At 63.1% G+C, this 19,476-nt stretch carries 19 protein-coding genes; 9 read left to right on the top strand and 10 right to left on the bottom strand.

The annotated features are described in order from the left end of the window. Positions 1-1,389 carry a class II 3-deoxy-7-phosphoheptulonate synthase gene (locus RX331_RS22905; RefSeq protein WP_317252170.1) on the bottom strand — a complete coding sequence of 463 codons (1,389 nt, stop codon included), beginning with the start codon at positions 1,387-1,389 and terminating at the stop codon, positions 1-3. Positions 1,390-1,555: 166 nt separating this feature from the next. On the opposite strand from RX331_RS22905, the gene RX331_RS22910 reads away from it, so the two are divergent. Continuing rightward, positions 1,556-2,461, top strand: coding sequence for an alpha/beta fold hydrolase (locus RX331_RS22910; RefSeq protein WP_317252171.1), 906 nt, complete (start codon positions 1,556-1,558; stop codon positions 2,459-2,461). A 138-nt stretch (positions 2,462-2,599) separates the two neighbouring features. Here the strand turns inward: RX331_RS22910 and RX331_RS22915 are convergent, their stop codons facing one another. Continuing rightward, complete coding sequence (locus RX331_RS22915; protein ID WP_317252172.1) at positions 2,600-2,956, bottom strand: hypothetical protein; 357 nt, start codon at positions 2,954-2,956, stop codon at positions 2,600-2,602. Positions 2,957-3,210: 254 nt separating this feature from the next. Between RX331_RS22915 and RX331_RS22920 the strand changes: the two genes are divergently transcribed. Together RX331_RS22920 and RX331_RS22925 are read left to right on the top strand one after the other, a co-directional pair. Beyond that, the gene (locus RX331_RS22920; protein WP_317252173.1) at positions 3,211-3,801 is read left to right on the top strand and encodes a cysteine hydrolase; all 591 of its coding nucleotides are present in this window, start codon (positions 3,211-3,213) and stop codon (positions 3,799-3,801) included. A gap of 70 nt (positions 3,802-3,871) precedes the next feature. Next, positions 3,872-4,948, top strand: coding sequence for a flavodoxin family protein (locus tag RX331_RS22925; RefSeq protein ID WP_317252174.1), 1,077 nt, complete (start codon positions 3,872-3,874; stop codon positions 4,946-4,948). Between the two features lie 101 nt (positions 4,949-5,049). Here the strand turns inward: RX331_RS22925 and RX331_RS22930 are convergent, their stop codons facing one another. The 4 genes from RX331_RS22930 to rpiA form a co-directional block, all read right to left on the bottom strand. After that, on the bottom strand, positions 5,050-5,901 hold the full coding sequence (locus RX331_RS22930; RefSeq protein ID WP_317252175.1) for a 3-hydroxybutyryl-CoA dehydrogenase: 852 nt from the start codon (positions 5,899-5,901) through the stop codon (positions 5,050-5,052). A 134-nt stretch (positions 5,902-6,035) separates the two neighbouring features. Continuing rightward, complete coding sequence (gene gor, locus RX331_RS22935) at positions 6,036-7,421, bottom strand: glutathione-disulfide reductase (protein ID WP_317252176.1); 1,386 nt, start codon at positions 7,419-7,421, stop codon at positions 6,036-6,038. A gap of 34 nt (positions 7,422-7,455) precedes the next feature. Next, on the bottom strand, positions 7,456-8,004 hold the full coding sequence (locus RX331_RS22940) for a DUF2059 domain-containing protein (RefSeq protein WP_317252177.1): 549 nt from the start codon (positions 8,002-8,004) through the stop codon (positions 7,456-7,458). Positions 8,005-8,028: 24 nt separating this feature from the next. Beyond that, complete coding sequence (gene rpiA, locus RX331_RS22945) at positions 8,029-8,727, bottom strand: ribose-5-phosphate isomerase RpiA (RefSeq protein ID WP_317252178.1); 699 nt, start codon at positions 8,725-8,727, stop codon at positions 8,029-8,031. A 120-nt stretch (positions 8,728-8,847) separates the two neighbouring features. Here rpiA and RX331_RS22950 point away from each other — a divergent pair, with 120 nt between their 5' ends. The 5 genes from RX331_RS22950 to RX331_RS22970 all read left to right on the top strand — a co-directional run bounded on the left by RX331_RS22950 (position 8,848) and on the right by RX331_RS22970 (position 13,769). Then, complete coding sequence (locus tag RX331_RS22950; protein ID WP_317252179.1) at positions 8,848-9,534, top strand: HAD hydrolase-like protein; 687 nt, start codon at positions 8,848-8,850, stop codon at positions 9,532-9,534. 144 nt (positions 9,535-9,678) lie between these two features. After that, entirely contained in the window at positions 9,679-10,104 is a 426-nt protein-coding gene (locus tag RX331_RS22955) for a hypothetical protein (protein WP_317252180.1), read from the top strand. A gap of 117 nt (positions 10,105-10,221) precedes the next feature. Next, complete coding sequence (moaA, locus tag RX331_RS22960; protein WP_317252181.1) at positions 10,222-11,250, top strand: GTP 3',8-cyclase MoaA; 1,029 nt, start codon at positions 10,222-10,224, stop codon at positions 11,248-11,250. A gap of 381 nt (positions 11,251-11,631) precedes the next feature. Continuing rightward, positions 11,632-12,171 (top strand): TRAP transporter small permease subunit, encoded by a 540-nt coding sequence (locus tag RX331_RS22965; RefSeq protein ID WP_317252182.1) that lies wholly within the window; start codon positions 11,632-11,634, stop codon positions 12,169-12,171. Continuing rightward, positions 12,168-13,769, top strand: a complete 1,602-nt coding sequence (locus RX331_RS22970) for a TRAP transporter large permease subunit (RefSeq protein WP_317252183.1) — start codon at positions 12,168-12,170, stop codon at positions 13,767-13,769. The genes RX331_RS22965 and RX331_RS22970 overlap by 4 nt, the downstream gene beginning before the upstream one ends. A 208-nt stretch (positions 13,770-13,977) precedes the next feature. Here the strand turns inward: RX331_RS22970 and RX331_RS22975 are convergent, their stop codons facing one another. The 4 genes from RX331_RS22975 to RX331_RS22990 form a co-directional block, all read right to left on the bottom strand. Beyond that, on the bottom strand, positions 13,978-15,066 hold the full coding sequence (locus RX331_RS22975) for a TRAP transporter substrate-binding protein (RefSeq protein WP_317252184.1): 1,089 nt from the start codon (positions 15,064-15,066) through the stop codon (positions 13,978-13,980). Between the two features lie 168 nt (positions 15,067-15,234). Next, a complete protein-coding gene (locus RX331_RS22980; RefSeq protein WP_317252185.1) occupies positions 15,235-16,323 on the bottom strand; it encodes a TRAP transporter substrate-binding protein in 1,089 nt (362 codons plus the stop codon). Between the two features lie 185 nt (positions 16,324-16,508). Beyond that, positions 16,509-17,645: an iron-sulfur cluster carrier protein ApbC gene (gene apbC, locus RX331_RS22985; RefSeq protein ID WP_317252186.1), complete on the bottom strand. Its 1,137-nt coding sequence runs from the start codon at positions 17,643-17,645 to the stop codon at positions 16,509-16,511. A gap of 177 nt (positions 17,646-17,822) precedes the next feature. Further along, entirely contained in the window at positions 17,823-18,260 is a 438-nt protein-coding gene (locus RX331_RS22990; RefSeq protein WP_317252187.1) for a VOC family protein, read from the bottom strand. A 173-nt stretch (positions 18,261-18,433) separates the two neighbouring features. Here RX331_RS22990 and RX331_RS22995 point away from each other — a divergent pair, with 173 nt between their 5' ends. Then, positions 18,434-19,306, top strand: coding sequence for an NAD(P)-dependent oxidoreductase (locus RX331_RS22995; protein WP_317252188.1), 873 nt, complete (start codon positions 18,434-18,436; stop codon positions 19,304-19,306). The last annotated feature ends 170 nt before the right edge of the window (positions 19,307-19,476 follow it).

Raw genomic sequence — 19,476 nt, forward strand, 5'->3', positions numbered from 1 at the left:
TCAGAGTCCCGCTACGGCCGGCAGCGGCTTTTCCTTGCCCGCGCGTTCCTGCTTGAGCAGTTCGGCGATCAGGAAAGCCATATCGATCGATTGTTCGGCATTGAGGCGGGGATCGCAGACCGTGTGATAGCGGTCGTTGAGATCCTCGTCGGTGATGGCGCGGGCGCCGCCGATGCATTCGGTGACGTCCTGCCCGGTCATCTCCAGATGCACGCCGCCGGCATGCGTCCCCTCCGCGGCATGGATCGCGAAGAACGACTTCACTTCCGCCAGCACCCGGTCGAACGGCCGGGTCTTGTAGCCTGATGTCGAAGTGATGGTGTTGCCGTGCATGGGATCGCAGGACCAGACGACGACGCGCCCTTCCCGATGTACGGCGCGGATCATGCCAGGCAGATGGTCGGCGACTTTGTCGGAGCCAAAGCGGCCAATCAGCGTCAGCCGTCCCGGCTCGTTGTCGGGATTGAGGACGTCGATCAGCTTCAACAGCTCGTCCGGCTTCAGCGACGGCCCGCATTTCAGGCCGATCGGGTTCTTGATGCCACGGAAATATTCGACATGGCCGTGATCGAGCTGGCGAGTGCGGTCGCCGATCCAGATGAAATGGCCAGAGGTGGCGTACCAGTCGCCGGTGGTGGAATCGACCCGGGTCAGCGCCTGCTCGTAGCCGAGCAGCAGCGCCTCGTGGCTGGTGTAGAAATCGGTCGCGCGCAGCTCCGGATGGCTCTCGAGGTCGAGGCCGCAGGCGCGCATGAAATTCAGCGCATCCGAAATGCGGTCGGCCAGTTCCTTGTAACGCCGTGACTGCGGTGAATCCTTGAGGAAGCCGAGCATCCACTGGTGCACGCTGCCGAGATTGGCAAAGCCGCCGGTCGCGAACGCGCGGAGCAGGTTCAGCGTCGCGGCCGATTGCCGGTACGCCATCATCTGGCGCTGCGGATCGGGGATACGCGCTTCCGGCGTGAAGGCGATGTCGTTGATGATGTCGCCGCGATAGCTCGGCAGTTCGACACCATCAACCTTCTCGGTGTTCGAGGAGCGCGGTTTTGCGAACTGACCGGCGACGCGGCCGACCTTCACTACCGGCAGCGCGCCGGCATAGGTCAGCACGACCGCCATCTGCAGCAACACGCGGAAGAAGTCGCGGATGTTGTTGGCGCCATGCTCGGCAAAGCTCTCCGCGCAATCGCCGCCTTGCAGCAGGAACGCCTCGCCCTTCGCCACCCGCGCCAGCGCCTTTTTCAGGTTGCGCGCCTCGCCGGCGAACACCAGCGGCGGGAACGTGGCGAGCTGCGCCTCGACGTCGGCCAATGCCTTGGCATCGGGATAATCGGGCACTTGCAGCACCGGCTTGGTGCGCCAGCTGTCGGGCGTCCACCGCTCGGACATGACGTTAACTCCTGAGCAAAAACCGCAACTTATCGGAAGGGCCGCGTTATACACAGGCCTTCGGCCGACCGCCAGTTGGATTTCAGGTCCTCCTGACAAGCCCTTGCGGTCAAAGCTGAATTCGCATTTGCTTGAGGGCGCTCGCGGAAGCTGAGGAGGACAAGCAGTGACCGGGCCGGGGCTGGACGACGTTTTTAGCGACGATATCACGCTGCCCGCGACGGACGGATATCCCCTGGCCGCGACGCTGTTCCTGCCCCGCGGGGCCAAGCGCCATGCCGTGCTGATCAATTCGGCGACCGCCGTCCCCCGCAGATTGTACCGCGGCTTTGCCGGCTACCTCGCCGGGCGCGGCTGCGCGGTTCTGACCTACGATTACCGCGGCACCGGCGACAGCCGACCGCAGGCGCTGACCGGCCGTAACCAGCCGAAATCACTGGTCGGCTTCAAGGCCTCGATGTCGGACTGGGCAGCACAGGACATCACCGCGGCGGTCACCTGGATGCGCGAGCGCTACAAGACGCTGCCGTTTGCCTATGTCGGGCATTCCTTCGGCGGCCAGGCGCTCGGCCTGTTGCCGAACAATGCGAAGATCGAGCGCGCGCTTCTGATCGCAGCGCAGGCCGGCTACTGGAAACTGATGACGGCGCCCGAGCGCTACCGCGTCTATGCGTTGCTAAATTTTGTCGGGCGCCCCCTCACCCACTTGCTCGGCTACATGCCGGGCAATGTCGGCCTCGGCATGGACCTGCCGAAGGATGCATTCCTGCAATGGACCGGCTGGGTGATGAGCCCGCGCTATCTGTTCGACGACGACGGGCTCGATGCCTTGCAGAATTTTCCAAAATACCGGGGCGCGCTGCGCGCGCTCTGCATGGCCGACGACCCCTGGGCGACACGGCCCGCGGTCGAACTTCTGTGCGCGGGTTTCACATCGATCACGCCGGAGATCATCACGGTGACGCCGGCAGAGACCGGTGCCGCGAGAATCGGGCATATGGGCTTCTTCAGGCCCGAGCACCGCGACACATTGTGGCGCGGCGCGGCGGAATGGATCGAGGCGGAAGGATAGAGTTGCCGCCGTCATTGCGAGGAGCGATCGCGACGAAGCAATCCATAGTGCCGCAAGTCGAGAGATAGATTGCTTCGCGGAGCTGTCATCGGACGCGCATTCGCGCGGCCGGTTGGCTCGCAATGACGGCAGTATCCGCTATACCCGCCTGAACGCAATCGCACCGGCGAGCGAGCGCGGCCGCGTGCGAACCGCGCCGCCGTCATTGCCGCTGTGAACGATCCACTGGCCATCGGGCGTCTGTCCGGTGATGATCCCGACATGGTGCCGCCAGACCACCACGACACCGATGCCGGGGCCGCCGGCGTTCATGCCCTCGCTCGCCCACGACCGCGCAAGCGCGAGACGCCGATCTGGTTTGCCGAGATATTTGCTTAAGTAGCTTCCGCACCAGGCATGTGCGCGATGGCCGTGATGCCGGTGATGGGGACGGGCCTCGGCCTGAACGGAAAATACGAGCAGAACCGTCGACGCGACAGCGAGGGGTTTTAGCATGAATACTCCACAGATGGCTGGGGGTTGGGCGGGTACAAACGCGCCCCCAACAGCTTTCCCCACGGATTGTTCCTGCATGGCTGCCATTTCGTGCCACTGAAAACCGTCGATCGGACAGCATTTTTGGCGGGCTTTGCGGACATCGGTCACGGCGCGCACGTTTTGGGCGCAGGCGTCGATGCAAACGTTTCGCGCCCGGTGCTGAAACCAGTTCCCGTTTGCCGAATTAGCCAACAAACCATCAGAGGCCCTCGATGCAAGCCATCAGCGACGCGGCGCATCTGTGCATCGATATGCAAAACGTCTTCGCCAAGGGCGGCGTGTGGGAAACGCCGTGGATGGAGCGCGTGCTGCCGGTGATCTCGGAGATCTGCGCGCGCTATCGCGAACGGACGGTATTCACGCGCTTCGTCACGCCGGAAAAACCCGAAGACCGGCGCGGCCAGTGGCAAGTCTATTTCACCAAATGGCAGCGCGCGACGCGCGGCAGTCTTCCGCCGAACGCGCTTGATCTGGTGCCGGAGCTTGCGCGCTACACGCCGCCGGCGCTCGTGGTCGACAAGCCCGCTTATTCGGCCTTCTTCGGCTCGAGGCTCGGCCATCTCCTGGTCGAACGGCATGTTGGAACGGTGATCGTGTCGGGCGCGGAAACCGACGTCTGCGTGCTCTCGACCGCGCTGAGCGCCGTCGATCTCGGCTTCCGCGTCGTCATCGTTCAGGACGCGCTGTGCAGCTCCTCCGACACCGGCCACGATGCGCTGATGACGATGTACCGGACGCGGTTCAACGCGCAGATCGACCTGATCAGCGCCGCAGAACTGTTCGAACTCTGGCGTCCGGATTAGGCGCCTGCTGGAACCGCCGCTCCCGCTCCGGAGTTGCCCTCCAGCACCCCCATCACGCGAGGATCGATCCATGGCGGCGCCGGATATTCGCAAGGAAATGCCGCCCGTCAAACTGCCGCGCGGGGAATTCGAAAAGCGCTATCGCAGCCGGTTTGTCGATCCGGCTTTCCAGCCGTTGCAACGCGAGCTCGATGCCATCGTCGCGGCCGCATGGGACGCCTACAGCCAGTCGCGCAAAGCCCCGCATACGCGCAAGGCGGGGCCAGGCTTTGCCGATCCCGAATATGAAGTCTCGGTCGACTGGCTCGCCGCGCGGGAGGCCATTCTTGAGGCCCAGCGGCGCCACGACGATATGGCAGCAGTGCCGCGCATTCTCGTCATCAACGGCTCGGCGCGTAGCGAGCACACCTGCCCCGGCGAATCGTCGAAGACGTGGCGGCTGGTCAAGCTCACCGAGCCGATATTTGCCGGTATGGGATTTGGCGTCGACATTCTCGACCTGTCGCGGCTGACGTCGGAGTTCGGCCGGCAGATTCATCCCTGCAAGTCCTGCGTCGCTACCGCGATGCCGCTCTGCCACTGGCCCTGCAGCTGTTATCCGAACTATTCGCTCGGCCAGACCGATGACTGGATGAACGAGATCTATCCGCTGTGGGTCGCGGCCCATGGCATCCTGATCGTGGCGCCGGTGAACTGGTATCACGCTCCGACGCCGCTGAAGGCGATGATGGACCGCCTGGTCTGCGCCGACGGCGGCAATCCCGATCCGACCTCGACTCACGGCAAACATGCCGACCAGGCCAAGGCGCTCGAGCTGAAGGGATGGCCCTACCCGCGGCATCTGGCCGGGCGGCATTTCGGGCTTGTCGTGCATGGCGACAGTGCCGGTGCCGAGACGCTGCGCCGCTCGCTGTCGGACTGGCTGACCGACATGGCGATGATCTCCGCCGGCCGCACCGCGGAAGCCGAGGGCTATGTCGGCTACATGGAGCCCTATGCCACCTCGCACGAGGCGCTCGATGAAGACCGCGAATTCCAGGAGGAAGTGCGCAACGCGGCCCGCGCGCTCGGCAACGCGGTGAAACTCGCACGCGCAGGGAAATTGCAAAATCCGGCGGCGGGACTTGTGCAGCCCGATCCGAAATGACTGCGTAGGGTAGGTTAGGCGAAGCCGTAACCCGCCGTTCCTTCCGTGCGGAAACAAAGATGGTGGGTTGCGCTCTACTAACCCACCCTACGCAGCGACGCTCACTTCCCGTAGCTGTAAAATCCCTGCCCGGTCTTGCGGCCGAGATGGCCGGCGGCGACCATTTCCTTGAGCAGCGGCGCCGGGCGGTACTTCGGGTCGTTGAAGCCTTCGTAGAACACTTCCATCACCGACAGCATGGTGTCGAGACCAATCATGTCGGCGAGCGCGAGCGGGCCGATCGGGTGGTTGCAGCCGAGCTTCATGCCGGCGTCCAAGTCCTCGGCGGTCGCAATACCCTCCTGCAGCGCGAAGATCGCCTCGTTGATCATCGGGCACAGGATGCGGTTGACCGCAAAGCCCGGACTGTTCTTCGCCGTGATCGCGACCTTGCCGACGCGCTTGGCAAAGGCTTCCGCCTTGGCGTGGGTGTCGTCCGAGGTCTGCAGGCCGCGGATCAATTCCAAAAGCGCCATCAGCGGCACCGGATTGAAAAAGTGCATGCCGATGAAGCGGTCCGGACGGTCGGTCGCCGCGGCAAGTTTTGTAATTGAGATCGATGAGGTATTGGTCGCGAGCAGCGCCTGCGGCCGCAGCTTCGTACAAAGGTCCTTCAGGATCTTGACCTTCAAATCCTCGTTCTCGGTTGCCGCCTCGATCACGAGATCGCAGGTGGCGAGCTTTGCGGTGTCCGTGGTCGTGGTAATGCGCGCAATCGCCGCCTGCCGGTCGGCGTCAGTCATCTTCTGCTTGTTGACGAGGCGCTCCAGGCTGTTCGAGACGACGGACATGCCCCGCGCCAGTGCGGCATCGGCTATGTCGGTCATGACGACCGGAAGCCCCGCGGCGGCGCAGACTTGCGCAATGCCGTTGCCCATCGTGCCCGCGCCGATAATGCCGATCTGCTCAATCATTGTTTGTCTGCCTTTGTTCTTAAGTAATGGGGTCACGTCAGCCTGTAGGATGGGTGGAGCGAAGCGATACCCATCATCGCTCCGCGAAAGCAATCGATGGGTTTCGCTTCGCTCTACCCATCCTACGATCCTGCTTACTCCGCCGCCTGCCGCACATGCCGTGCCGTCGGCGTCCGCATCGTCACCAGTTCTTCCGCGGCGGTCGGATGCAGTGCAATCGTCGCATCGAAATCGGCCTTGGTCGCCTTCATCTTCACCGCGATCGCCACCGCCTGGACGATTTCGGCGGCGGTGTCGCCGACGATGTGGCAGCCGAGCACGCGGTCGCTCGCACCGTCGACGACGAGCTTCATCAGCACGCGGGTGTCGCGGCCCGACATCGTCGCCTTGATGGGGCGGAAATCGGCCTTGTAGATGTCGACCTGATCGAATTCAGCGCGCGCCTGCGCCTCCGTCAGCCCCACCGTGCCGACTTCAGGCTGGGAGAACACGGCCGTCGGAATCATGGCATGATCGACCTTGACCGCACGCTTGCCGAACACGGTGTCGGCGAAGGCGTGGCCCTCGCGGATCGCCACCGGCGTCAGGTTGAGGCGGTGGGTGACGTCGCCGATCGCATAGATGTTGTCGACGGACGTCTTCGACCATTCGTCGACGGCGATGCCGCCATTGGCCGGGTTGATGGCGACGCCGGCCTTCTCCAGCCCGAGATTGGCGACGTTCGGGTGCCGCCCGATCGCGAACATCACCTTTTCGGAGGCAATGCTCGAGCCGCTCGACAGATGCGTGGTGAATTCGTCGCCATGCCGGTCGACCCTCTCGATGGTGCAGCCGGTGATGATGGTGATGCCCTGCTTCTCCATCTCGGCGCGGACATGGTTGCGAACGTCCTCGTCAAAACCGCGCAGGATGTTGTCGCCACGATAGATCACGGTGACATCGGAGCCGAAGCCGGCAAAAATGCCGGCGAATTCCAGCGCGATATAGCCGCCGCCCTGGATCACGATGCGCTTCGGCAGCTCGGTCAGGTGAAACGCCTCGTTGGAGGAAATTACGTGCTCGATGCCGGGGATCTCGCGGCCGTGATTCGGCGCGCCGCCGGTCGCGATCAGGATGTATTTCGCGGTGACCTTTTCGCCCGTCATCAGGCGCAGCGTATGGGCGTCTTCCAGCACCGCGCGGGTCTTGGCGATGCGCGCGCCCGTCTTCTCGACGTTGGCGGCGTAGATGCCCTCGAGGCGGGCGATCTCCTTGTCCTTGTTGGCGACCAGTGTCGGCCAGTCGAAGGAAACATCTGATATGGTCCAGCCGAAGCCCGCGGCATCGGCGATCTCGTGGCGGACGTGAGAGCCGAGCACGAACAACTTTTTCGGCACGCAGCCGCGGATCACGCAGGTGCCGCCCATCCGGTACTCTTCGGCGACCATGACCTTGGCGCCGTAGCCGGCGGCGATGCGGGCGGCGCGAACGCCGCCCGAACCACCGCCGATGACGAACAGATCGACGTCGAACTCAGCCATGTCATCCTCGTCCGAAGTCGTGTTCGGGATTAGCTCAAATTTCCTTGCCGCGCTTCTTCATCTCGGCACGGAACTGGCCGTTGACAACCTCGGCAAAATTCTGCGCCCACTGGTTCATGTAGGACATGCTGAACTGGATGGCGCGCGGCTCGCTCGAGAGCAGCTTCTGGCCGAGCGGCGACTTGTAGAAGGTGACGAGGTCCTTCAGCTCCTGCTCGGTGAACTCGTTGGCGTAAACCTGCGCCATGCCCTCGCCGATCTCCTTCTCGCGGCCGGCCAGATTCTTGGCCACGATCACCGCGACCTCGTTGAGGTCCTTCTGATAGTTGAGATTGCTCTGCATCAGCACGTTCTTGGTCTGCTCGACGAGGTTGGGAACGGCCGCGGCATACATTGCGCTCGCATTCTTCATCGCCAGAATTTCCTTGGCAGCGGCGATCGCCGCGGGCGAGGCGGGCTTCAGCGTCGGCGCGCCGGCCGCGCCCGCCGGCGCGTTCTTCTGCTGCGCATCAGCCGGGACGGCGGTCAGGGCGAGGCCCACTGCAAGGCCGGCCGCCGACAAAATCCGTGAAAGGCTCTTCATTCCGATTCTCCTCGATTTCCGGCGTTACCGCCGCTCAACTACGCGAATTCCCTGAGCACCTGCCAGGACGGCGGTGGTAGCCAGGCCAATGAACAACCCGTGCTCGACGACACCCGGGATCAGGCTCAACAGGCCCGCCAGACGCGGCGCATCCGTGATGCGCTCAAGATGGGCATCGATAATCCAGTGGCCGCCATCGGTGACAAAAACGTGGCCGTCCTTGCCCTTGCGGAGCCCCATTTGCCCGGAAACGCCGCTTTGGGCAAATGCCGCGGCCATGGCCCGCTGGGTTGCGGCCAGCCCGAACGGGATCACTTCGATAGGTAGAGGGAAGCGGCCGAGCACATCGACCCATTTGGTATCGTCCGCAATCACGATCATGCGATCCGACGCCGACGCCACGATCTTCTCCCGCAGCAGCGCACCGCCGCCACCCTTGATCAAGTTCAGCGCGGGATCCATCTCGTCGGCGCCATCGACGGTGAGATCGAGCCGGTCGATTTCATCGAGCGTGGTCAGAGGAATTTTACAGGCTTCGGCCTGGGCACGCGTCGCTTCCGAGGTCGGTACGCCGATCACACGCAAGCCCCCCGCCACCCGCGCGCCGAGCAGATCGACAAAATGTTTGGCGGTCGAGCCGGTACCCAGACCGAGCTTCATGCCGTCCTGTACCTGCTCCAGCGCCTGCGCCGCCGCCTGGCGCTTCAATTGGTCCATGTTCACGTGCTGACGATGCTCCCGGAAATCCGCCGATCTGCGGGCGCATGTCTAGCGTCGTTTTGGTCCTGGGAACAGCGCTATCAGGGACTTGCATGACGGCTCACCTGCCGCTAGCGAATTCCGATGACCCTTCCCCGCACCGTTGTCTTCGACCTCGACGGCACCCTCGTCGATACCGCGCCGGACCTTATTGCCGCGCTCAATTACGTGCTCGACCGTGAAGGCCTGCCGCCTCTCCCTTTCGAATCGGCACGCAACATGATCGGCGCCGGGGCGCGCAAGCTGATCGAGCGCGGGCTTGAGGTCGAGGGCCGGGTCACGAGTGTGGACGACCTCAACCGCCTGACCAGGGATTTCATCGATTATTACGCCGACCACATTGCCGACGCCTCGCGGCCGTTCGAGGGGCTCGAGGTCGCCCTGGACGAACTCAAGGCGCTGGGCTGCCGCTTCGCGGTGTGCACCAACAAGTTGGAATGGTTGTCGAAGCGGCTGCTCGACCAGCTAGGCCTGAGCGGACGATTTTCGGCGATCTGCGGCGCCGACACGTTCGGCGTCGCCAAGCCTGACCCGATCATCCTGCAGCAGACGGTGGCGCGGGCTGGCGGGGCCATCGCCACCACCATCATGGTCGGCGACGCCGGCCCTGATGTCGGCGTGGCCCGGCGGGCCGGAGTTCCCGTGATTGGGGTCGAGTTCGGCTATACCGACGTTCCGATCGCCGAACTGATGCCCGACCGCCTGATCGGCCATATGCGCGACCTGCCGGCGGCGGTGGAAAGCCTTAGCAGGATTGCGTCGCGCTCATAAGCAATTGATTTGCATGAATTATCTGGAACGCCACTCTTCGAAATTAACCATTCTTTAACGAATTTGCCCAGCTCGGTTGCAGCCATGTTGTTGCACTCCTATGGTTCCCTTGTGGCGGATTGCCACAACCCAGAGTGCTCGATCATGCGCCGTGTCATCGCGATTGCCATCGCCGGGCTGGGTCTCGCCGGATGCTCATCGTTTTCCCTCGATTCCTTCAAGTCGGCGCCTCCGCTGGTGCCGGTTGCGCTGGAATCGGTGCCGCCGGGGGCGGATGCCACGACCTCGCTCGGACCGGCCTGCAAGACCCCCTGCTCGGTCCAGGTGCCGGCGCCCGATGCCGGTTTCTCCGTTACCTTCGCGATGCCCAAATTCGAGCCGGTCACGGTGCCGGTTCAGGTGATCCGCAATCCCGGGGATATTGCCTCGCCGGCCACCACCATCATCGAGCCGAGCCCGGTATTTGCGGAACTCAGGCCGGCCGCACCGCCCGCCAAGGCGCGCAAGCCGATGCGGCCAAAGAAGAAGCCGAAGGCCGCCGAGGCGCCGGCCCCTGCTGCACCGCACTGACCCCGCTACGTGCCGCTCCGTCACGTTGCCAATTGTGGAGCCCTCACAAGCTGCCTAGATTATGTTAGCCAACACTGGCACAAGCGGCCCCTCCTGCGTGGCTACAAGGCAGTTTGAATGAGCGGATCCCCGTCACCCGATCAGCTGTTGCGTCCGATGGTCGACCCCTTCGGCCGGACCATCCGGTATTTGCGCGTATCGGTGACCGATCGCTGCGACTTGCGCTGCTTCTACTGCATGTCCGAGGACATGACGTTCCTGCCGAAGAAGGACCTCCTGACGCTCGAGGAACTCGACCGTCTCTGCTCGGCCTTCATTGCCAAGGGCGTGCGCAAGATCCGTCTCACCGGCGGCGAGCCCTTGGTCCGGCGCAACGTGATGTCGCTGGTGCGCTCGCTGTCGCGGCACCTTGGCAGCGGCGCGCTCGATGAGTTGACGCTCACCACCAACGCTTCGCAACTGGCGCGCTTCGCCGCCGAGCTCAGCGATTGCGGCGTCCGCCGCATCAACGTCTCACTCGACACGCTCGATGCGCAAAAGTTCCGCGCCATCACGCGCTGGGGCGATCTCGACAAGGTGCTCGCCGGCATAGAGGCGGCACGCGAGGCCGGCCTTGCGGTCAAGATCAACGCCGTGGCGCTGAAGAACATGAACGAGGAGGAAATCCCCTCGCTGATGGAATGGGCGCATGGCAAGGGCATGGCGTTGACGCTGATCGAAGTGATGCCGATGGGCGAGATCGGCGAAGGCCGGATCGACCAGTATGTGCCGCTGTCGCTGGTGCGCGCCCGCCTCGCCCAGCACTACACCTTGACCGACCTGGACGAGAATACCGGCGGCCCCGCGCGCTACGTGCGCGTCGGTGAAACCGGCGGCAAGCTCGGCTTCATCACGCCCATGACGCATAATTTCTGCGAATCCTGTAACCGGGTACGGATCACCTGCACCGGCACGCTGCACACCTGCCTCGGCCACGAGGATGCCTCCGATTTGCGCAAGCCGTTGCGGGCCTCCGCCGACGACGACCTGCTGTCTGCTACGATTGATCGCGCGATCGGGCTGAAGCCCAAGGGGCATGATTTCATCATCGACCGCCGGCATAACCGCCCGAGCGTCTCGCGCCATATGAGCGTCACCGGCGGCTAGTGTCCGCTTACTAACTTATCGCCCGTAAAAACGCGGATTTTTCAGGCCAACCAACCAATTGGCCGCCGCGTCAATTTGTCCATTTTCCGATTGACGGCGCCGCGGTGCGCTGAAATGGTGCGCCTGCTTTCACGCCAGCACGGCCGGGAACAGGCCGCTACAACCCAAGGGTTGCAGACAAGACGGCGGTAGCGCAAGACGGGGGAGGACGTATCGTTGCAATCGCATCTGCGAATGAGCTGCGGGCTCGCGCGTTTTTCGCGCGGGAGCGGACATGCGTGGGGAATGCATGACGACGGCTCCAGGCCTCCGGCGCACGATGGCAACGCAAGATCAATGAAGTCATCCGGCACGCGCCACTGACGTGTCGAGGAGAGCGTAATGCGCCCATTGTTGGCACTGAGTAATTCAATCGATTGGCTCAATGAGAAACTAGGCGGCATCTGTAACTGGCTTGTGCTCGCAGCCTGCGTGGTCAGCGCCGCCAATGCGATGATCCGCTATGCGTTCGGCTACTCTTCCAACGCCTGGCTCGAACTGCAGTGGTACATGTTCGCCGTCTTCGTGATGTTCGGCGCTTCCTACACCTTCAAGAAGAACGAGCATGTGCGGGTCGAGATCCTCTATTTGATGCTGTCCGAGCGCGGGCAGCTCAAGCTCGATCTGATCGGCACGCTGTTCTTCCTGATCCCGTCCTGCCTGCTCCTCAGCTATCTGTCCTGGCCGTTCTTCATGCAGGCCTACGATGTAGGCGAAACGTCGAGCAACGCCGGCGGCCTGTTGCGCTGGCCGATCAAGCTCGTCGTGCCCGTGGGCTTCGTGTTCCTGGCGCTGCAGGGCGTCTCTGAAGTGATCAAGCGCATTGCGGCGCTGCAGGGTTATGTCGTGATCGATGCGAAGTATGAGAGGCCCACCCAATGATCACGCTGGAGATGATGCCGCCGCTGATGTTCGGCGGCTTGATTCTGGCCATGCTGATTGGCTTCCCGGTCGCCTTCACGCTGGCCGCGCTCGGCCTGTCGTTCGGCTTCCTGTCGATCTATCTCGGATTTTTCGATCTCAACTTCCTGCAGGCGATCCCGGGCCGCATCTTCGGCAGCGTGCTTTCCAACGAATTGCTGCTGGCGATCCCTTTCTTCACCTTCATGGGCTCGGTGCTCGAGCGGTGCGGTCTCGCCGAGGACATGCTGGACTCGATGGGCCAGCTGTTCGGCCCGGTCCGCGGCGGCCTCGGCTATTCCGTGATCATCGTCGGCTTCATCCTCGGCGCGATCACCGGCACGGTGGCGGCCCAGGTCATCGCCATGGCGCTGATCTCGATGCCGGTGATGCTCCGCTACGGCTATAACACCCGCTACATCACCGGCGTGCTCGCCGCATCCGGCACCATCACGCAATTGGTACCGCCCTCGCTGGTGCTGATCGTGATGGCCGACCAGCTCGGCAAATCGGTCGGCGACATGTATCTCGGCGCCTGGGGACCGTCGATCATGCAGATCGTCCTGTTCGCCGGCTACACGTTCTTCCTCGGTATCTTCCTGCCGCATCACGTGCCGGCGGTTCCGAAGGAAGCACGCACGCTGACCGGCTGGGCGCTATGGAAAAAATGCCTGATGGGCATCATTCCTTCGGCAGTGCTGATCTTCGTGGTGCTCGGCACCATGATGCTCGGTCTGGCAACGCCGACCGAAGCCGGCGCGATGGGTGCGATCGGCGCGATCGTTCTTGCCGCGATCCATCACAAGGATCTCAGCGACAAGGGGCACAAGATGCTCCTGCTCGGCATTGCCGCTACCGGTGTTGCGGTGATCGTCGGGATGCTCCTCGGCGAAGGCAAAGTGCTCAAGCTGACCTTCGCCGTGCTCTATCTAGCCGTCGTCTGGCTCTGCCTGGAAGCCGTCCGCATTCCCGACCTGCGCGACCTGATCAAGCAGGGCTATGAATCGACGATGCGCCTCTCCACCATGGTGGTGTTCATCCTGATCGGCTCGACCTGCTTCTCGGTGGTGTTCCTCGGCGTTTCCGGCGGCGTCTGGCTCGAGCACCATTTGACCTCGATCCCCGGCGGCGTCTGGGGCTTTCTGATCTTTATCAACCTCTTCATCTTCTTCCTGGCGTTCTTCCTCGACTTCTTCGAGATCGCCTTCATCATCCTGCCGATGGTGGCGCCGATCGCGCAGAAGGTGCTGGCACCGGTCGTCGGACCAGACGCAGCGCTGATCTGGTTCGGTGTGATGATTTGCGTCAACGTGCAGACTTCGTTCCTGCATCCGCCGTTCGGCTTTGCGCTGTTCTATTTGCGCGGCGTTGCGCCCAAGGAAGTGAAGAGCTCCGACATCTATTGGGGAGCGCTACCGTGGATTGGTCTGCAGGCGGCCATGGTGGCGATCGTGATCGCATTCCCCTCTGTGGTGACCGGCCTGCTCGACAAGCCGCTCGACGTCGATCTCAGCAAGGTCAAGATCGAGGTGCCGCAGATCGAGCTGCCGCCACTGGATTTCGGCGGACCGAAGCAGTAGCGAGTAAAACTCCCTCCCTGTCATGCCCCGCGAAAGCGGGGCATCCAGTATTCACCGGCAGCTGCGATTGAGCCGCACTGCCCCGGCGTACTGGATCGTCCGCCCCAGTGCGCAATTGCGCACAAGGCGGACGATGACAGCCAAGAGAATCAATAAACCCCGGTGCTTTCGCTCCGGGGTTTATTTTTTCGAGACAGCCGTCGCGCGATCAGCCCTGCGGATTGCGCGCCATGAAGCTGTCGTAGCCGAGCTCGGCGACCTGGAACCACTGGTATCCGTTGGTCGTGAACGCGTTCATGGAGTCCAGCACCTTCTTGAAGTTGGGATTGCTAGCCGACGTCTCGGCATACAGCTCCTTGGTCGCCTTCAGACAGGCCTGCATGATCGGCGGCGAGAAGCTGTGCAGCTTGGTGCCACCTGCGAGCAGCTTCTTCAGCGATGGCGGATTGAGTTGATCGTATTTGGCCATCATCCAGCTATTGGCGACCTGGCCCGCCTGCTCGATGGCGCTCTGGTAGTATTTCGGCAGCGAATTCCACTTATCCAGGTTGACGATGCCGAGCAGCATCGGGCCACCCTCCCACCAGCCGGGATAGTAGTAATGCGGTGCGACCTTGTTGAAGCCGAGCTTCTCGTCGTCATAGGGGCCGACCCATTCCGCTGCGTCGATCGTGCCCTTTTCGAGCGCGGGATAGATGTCGCCGCCGGCAAGCTGCTGCGGCACGACGCCGAGCTTCGCCATCACGCGGCCGGCAAAGCCGCCGATGCGCATCTTCAGCCCCTTGAGGTCGTCGACGGTGTTGATCTCCTTGCGAAACCAGCCGCCCATCTGGCAGCCGGTATTGCCGGCCAGAAACGACGTGACGTTGTAGCTCTTGTAGAACTGATTGAGCAGCTCCCTGCCGCCGCCCAGCATGTACCAGGCCTGATTGATGCGCTGGTTGGGTCCGAACGGCACCGCCGTGCCGAACGCGAAGGTCGGGTCCTTGCCGAAATAATAGTAGGACGCCGTGTGACCCATCTCGACGGTGCCGTTCTGCACGGCATCGAGCACCTGCAGGCCGGGAACGATTTCGCCGCCGGCGAAGGTCTGGATCTGGAACTTGTTGTCGGTGGCTTCGGCCACCTGCTTGGCCATCACCTCGACGGCGCCCCAAAGGGTGTCGAGCGACTTCGGCCAGCTGGCCGTCAGGCGCCATTTCAGCTCCGGCATCGATTGAGCAATGGCCGGCGCCGCCAGCGTTGCCGCGCCCGCCGCGCCAATGCCGGTCACTTTGAGAAAATCTCTTCTTTTCATCGAATCCATCCCTGTTGGTGAACGTGTCGTGGCCTTCTTGGCGAGGCCTTTTCGTCGGGCAGCATGGAACAACCGGTTCCCGATTTCCATCCCGGATGCTACGGGGCAACGAAAAAGCCCGGCCTTCTTGCGAAGGCCGGGCTGCGCTTTCTACGACTTAAGACGTAATCAGCCGCGGGTGCGCGATCGGATCATGAAGCTGTCATAGGTGTATTCGGCGACCTGCCACCACAGATACTGGTCGGAGCGGTAGGCCTGCATCGCGTCGATCGACTTCTTGAAGTCGGCGTTCTTGCCCGAGATTTCGCCCCACAGTTCGTTGGTCGACTTCAGGCAGGCTTCCAGCACTTCGTTGGTGAACGGGCGCAGCTGCGTGCCGCCGGCGACCAGCCGCTTCAGCGCGGACGGGTTCTGCATGTCGTAACGCGCATTCATCCAGGTGTTGGCGTGCGCGGTCGCGTTGGTCAGGATCGCCTGATAGTTCTTCGGCAGCGAATTCCACTTCTCGAGATTGGCGAAGGCGTGGACCATCGGGCCGCCTTCCCAGAAGCCGGGGTAGTAGTAATACTTCGCGACCTTCTGGAAGCCGAGCTTCTCGTCGTCATACGGACCGACCCACTCGGCCGCATCGATGGTGCCCTTTTCGAGCGCCGGATAGATGTCGCCGCCGGCGAGCTGCTGCGGCACCACGCCGACCTTCTGCAGCACCTGGCCGGCGATGCCGCCGATGCGCATCTTGAGGCCGGAGAGATCGGCAACGGTCTTGATCTCCTTGCGGAACCAGCCGCCCATCTGGGTGCCGGTGTTGCCGGTGGCGAAGCCGATCACGCCGAACTTCTTGAAGAACTCGTTGCCGAGCGCCTCGCCGCCGCCCTGGTACCACCAGGAATTCTGCTGGCGCGCATTGAGGCCGAACGGGACCGAGGCGTAGATCGCAAAGGTCGGGTCCTTGCCGACATAATAGTACGAGACGGTGTGGCACATCTCGACGGTGTTGTTGGAGGTCGCATCCAGTGCCTGCAGGCCGGGGACGATTTCGCCGGCCGCGAACACCTGGATCTGAAACTTGTTGTCGGTCATTTCGGCGACGTACTTCGCCACCTGCTCGGCCCCGCCATAGATGGTGTCGAGCGACTTCGGGAAGCTCGACGTCAGGCGCCATTTGATCTCAGGCGATGATTGCGCGATCGCCGGCGAGGCAACGGCTGTCGCGGCAGCACCGGCCGCTGAAACCTTCAAAAAATCACGACGCTTCATTCAAGTCTCCTTAAGACGGGACGTTTCCCATTATTCCGCGAGCATGTCCTCCGGCGGGCGAATTCCAAGGTCATCCGGGGGCTCTGGCGGGGGGCGCTTTAACACGGAAGTTGCCGCTCGAAAACGCGACAAAGGCATGACTGCACTGATTAAACCAAAGTCTTATGGGGCTGATAAGCCCGCCTTTACGCCGCGGCAATGGCGCCCTGGAGCTGGTCGCGCACGTTGGTCCCGATGGCCCGGTAGATCGCCGCATGCGGCCCGTTCGGCTCGCTGACGACCACCGGATTACCCTCATCCGAGGTGGTTCGGATCGACATGTGCAAGGGGATCTCGCCCAGGAACGGAACCCCCAGCCGCTCAGCTTCATGGCGCGCGCCGCCATGGCCGAAGATGTCCGAGCGCGTACCGCATTCCGGGCACTGGAAGTAGCTCATGTTCTCGACGATGCCGAGCACCGGCACATTGACCTTCTTGAACATCGCAAGGCCCCTGCGCGCATCGATCAGCGACAGATCCTGCGGGGTCGAGATGATCACGGCGCCCTTCAGCGGCACGTTCTGCGCCAGCGTCAGCTGCGCATCCCCGGTGCCGGGCGGCATGTCGACGACGAGAATGTCGAGCGTGCCCCACGCGACGTCGCGCAGCATCTGCGTGATCGCCGACATCACCATCGGCCCGCGCCAGATCATCGCGGTGTCTTCCTCGACCAGGAAGCCGATGGACATGATGGAAAGGCCGAAGCGCTGAATCGGAATCATCTTCCTGTTGTCGTCGAGTTGCGGCTTCTCGTTGATGCCGGTCAGCCGCGGCACCGACGGGCCGTAAATATCAGCATCGAGCAGGCCGACGCGCAGGCCGACATCGCGCAAGCCGAGCGCCAAGTTGAGCGCGGTGGTCGACTTGCCGACGCCGCCCTTGCCCGAAGCGACCGCGATGACGGCGGCAACGCCGGGAATCTCCGTCTGTTTCGACATCGGCGACGGTCCCTGCGGCGGCCGATGGGCGGATGCAGGCTGCACGCCATGGGCATGCCGGTGTGGCGCGGGGGCAGCTTCCGGCCTCGGCGAACCGGGCTTGCGCTCGGCCGTCAGCGCGATCATTGCCGTGGTGACGCCGGGGATCGCGCGCACCGCGGCTTCGGCCTGCGCGCGCACGCTTTCCCAGGCGCGGGCTTCGGCGGCATCGACGTTAATGGAAAAGAACACCTTGCCGTCGGTGACCGAGATCGCCGACAGCACATTGGCGTTCGTCAGGGGCACGCCGCGCGGGGATGCCACCTGCTTGAGGGAATCGAGAATCTGTTGCTGCGTAACGCTCACTCGCGCATCTCCTGAAGCCCTTGCGGTTCAACTCAAGAACCGGGCCCTACTCGCTTGTATTGGCGCGCTTTCGTGGCGCGGCCGTTTGGCTTCGGAGCCACTCCGAAAGCGCAAGGCCTCGTGGCAGAACGCGATGCCAGTCCGATGCGACCCAATAGAGCGGTTCAGCGCAAAAGGCTACCGCGCTCCCACATCACCCCGCCGCTCGGCGGGGGCTGCGGCGGACTGCTCCTTGGCCGCCTCATAGTTCAGCTCGATCATGACGCCGTTGGGGTCGTTGACGAAGATCTGCCAGAGGTCGCCGCCCGGAACCTGGCGGGAATCATAGGCCATGCCCTTCTGTTCCAGCCGCCGCTTCATGCCATCAAAGCCGTAGCTGGCGAAGGCGACATGGTGGACGACGCCGGAATCCGGCTTCTGGGCCTCATCGGTCTTGGAGATATCGACGAGGTGCACCACCGCCTTGCCCTCGCTGTACATCCAGGCGCCGGGGAAGGCGAAGTTCGGCCGGGCGCCCTTTTCCAGGCCCAGAATGTCCTCATAGAACCGGACCGTATCGGCAAGGTTGCGGGTCCGGATGTTGAAATGGTCGAGCACGCCCACGCTGACGCCCATACGATGTCTCTCCCTTTTTTGTGAGGTTATTGAACCCCAATCCTAGCACAAATCGAGACCTGCAGGCCAAACGAAGGCGTTGCCCTCCCCTGCGCAGCGGTTATGGTGCGCTCCGTCCAAAAACACCGTCCGGCCGGCCCAACGTCGCCGGCGAAAACTCCAAGGTAACACACATGGCTAAAGTCGCTTTTCTCGGTCTCGGCGTTATGGGCTTCCCCATGGCAGGACATCTGGTGAAAAAAGGCGGCCACGAGGTCACCGTGTACAACCGGACCGGAGCCAAGGCGAAGGAGTGGGCGGACAAGTTCGGCGGTCGCACCGCGCCGACGCCGAAGGCCGCGGCCGAGGGGCAGGATTTCGTGATGTGCTGCGTCGGCAATGACAACGACCTGCGCGCGGTCACGATCGGCACTGACGGCGCCTTCGCCGGCATGAAGAAGGGCGCCATCTTCGTCGACCACACCACCGCCTCCGCCGAGGTCGCCCGCGAGCTCGACGCCGCCGCCGTCAAGGCCGGCTTCAAGTTCATCGACGCACCTGTGTCCGGCGGCCAGGCCGGCGCGGAAAACGGCGTGCTGACGGTGATGTGCGGTGGCAAGGAAGACGCCTATGCCGCTGCCGAGCCGATCATTTCCGGCGCTTATGCTCGGATGTGCAAGCTGCTCGGGCCGGCCGGTGCCGGCCAGCTCACCAAGATGGTCAACCAGATCTGCATCGCCGGTCTCGTCCAGGGCCTGTCGGAAGGCATTCATTTCGCCAAGAAGTCCGGCCTCGACGTTTCCGCTGTCATCGAGACCATCTCCAAGGGCGCGGCGCAGTCCTGGCAGATGGAGAACCGCTACAAGACCATGAACGAGGGCAAGTTCGATTTCGGCTTTGCGGTGGAATGGATGCGCAAGGACCTCTCGATCTGTATCGCCGAGGCCCGCCGCAACGGCGCCAACCTGCCGGTGACCGCGCTCGTCGACCAGTTCTATGCCGAGGTCGAGAAGATGGGCGGCAAGCGCTGGGATACCTCCAGCCTGCTCGCCCGCCTGGAGCGGTGAGTTAAGGAAACAGGTTAAGGCCACCACGACGGCCCCCGCTTCATGTCTCGTCAGGAGCGGGGGTTCCATCCACGGGCTGGTTAATTTTAACCTCCCGTTAACGAGAATTTTTAGCTCTTTAAGTCATCGCTTAATGATTTAGCGGCACAGATAGACAATGCAAAAGCCCG

Origin of the sequence: Bradyrhizobium sp. BWA-3-5 (assembly GCF_032917985.1) — a bacterium.
In the GTDB taxonomy this organism is placed as follows: domain Bacteria; phylum Pseudomonadota; class Alphaproteobacteria; order Rhizobiales; family Xanthobacteraceae; genus Bradyrhizobium.

What these genes read in the sequence shown, in the direction of transcription:
- RX331_RS22930 (WP_317252175.1), bottom strand. Translation starts at nt 5,901, where the DNA reads ATGATTGAGCAGATCGGCATTATCGGCGCGGGCACGATGGGCAACGGC.
- RX331_RS22915 (WP_317252172.1), bottom strand. Translation starts at nt 2,956, where the DNA reads ATGCTAAAACCCCTCGCTGTCGCGTCGACGGTTCTGCTCGTATTTTCC.
- RX331_RS22955 (WP_317252180.1), top strand. Translation starts at nt 9,679, where the DNA reads ATGCGCCGTGTCATCGCGATTGCCATCGCCGGGCTGGGTCTCGCCGGA.
- RX331_RS22965 (WP_317252182.1), top strand. Translation starts at nt 11,632, where the DNA reads ATGCGCCCATTGTTGGCACTGAGTAATTCAATCGATTGGCTCAATGAG.
- RX331_RS22995 (WP_317252188.1), top strand. Translation starts at nt 18,434, where the DNA reads ATGGCTAAAGTCGCTTTTCTCGGTCTCGGCGTTATGGGCTTCCCCATG.
- RX331_RS22905 (WP_317252170.1), bottom strand. Translation starts at nt 1,389, where the DNA reads ATGTCCGAGCGGTGGACGCCCGACAGCTGGCGCACCAAGCCGGTGCTG.
- gor (WP_317252176.1), bottom strand. Translation starts at nt 7,421, where the DNA reads ATGGCTGAGTTCGACGTCGATCTGTTCGTCATCGGCGGTGGTTCGGGC.
- RX331_RS22975 (WP_317252184.1), bottom strand. Translation starts at nt 15,066, where the DNA reads ATGAAAAGAAGAGATTTTCTCAAAGTGACCGGCATTGGCGCGGCGGGC.
- RX331_RS22980 (WP_317252185.1), bottom strand. Translation starts at nt 16,323, where the DNA reads ATGAAGCGTCGTGATTTTTTGAAGGTTTCAGCGGCCGGTGCTGCCGCG.
- RX331_RS22990 (WP_317252187.1), bottom strand. Translation starts at nt 18,260, where the DNA reads ATGGGCGTCAGCGTGGGCGTGCTCGACCATTTCAACATCCGGACCCGC.
- RX331_RS22940 (WP_317252177.1), bottom strand. Translation starts at nt 8,004, where the DNA reads ATGAAGAGCCTTTCACGGATTTTGTCGGCGGCCGGCCTTGCAGTGGGC.
- RX331_RS22970 (WP_317252183.1), top strand. Translation starts at nt 12,168, where the DNA reads ATGATCACGCTGGAGATGATGCCGCCGCTGATGTTCGGCGGCTTGATT.
- RX331_RS22925 (WP_317252174.1), top strand. Translation starts at nt 3,872, where the DNA reads ATGGCGGCGCCGGATATTCGCAAGGAAATGCCGCCCGTCAAACTGCCG.
- RX331_RS22920 (WP_317252173.1), top strand. Translation starts at nt 3,211, where the DNA reads ATGCAAGCCATCAGCGACGCGGCGCATCTGTGCATCGATATGCAAAAC.
- RX331_RS22950 (WP_317252179.1), top strand. Translation starts at nt 8,848, where the DNA reads ATGACCCTTCCCCGCACCGTTGTCTTCGACCTCGACGGCACCCTCGTC.
- moaA (WP_317252181.1), top strand. Translation starts at nt 10,222, where the DNA reads ATGAGCGGATCCCCGTCACCCGATCAGCTGTTGCGTCCGATGGTCGAC.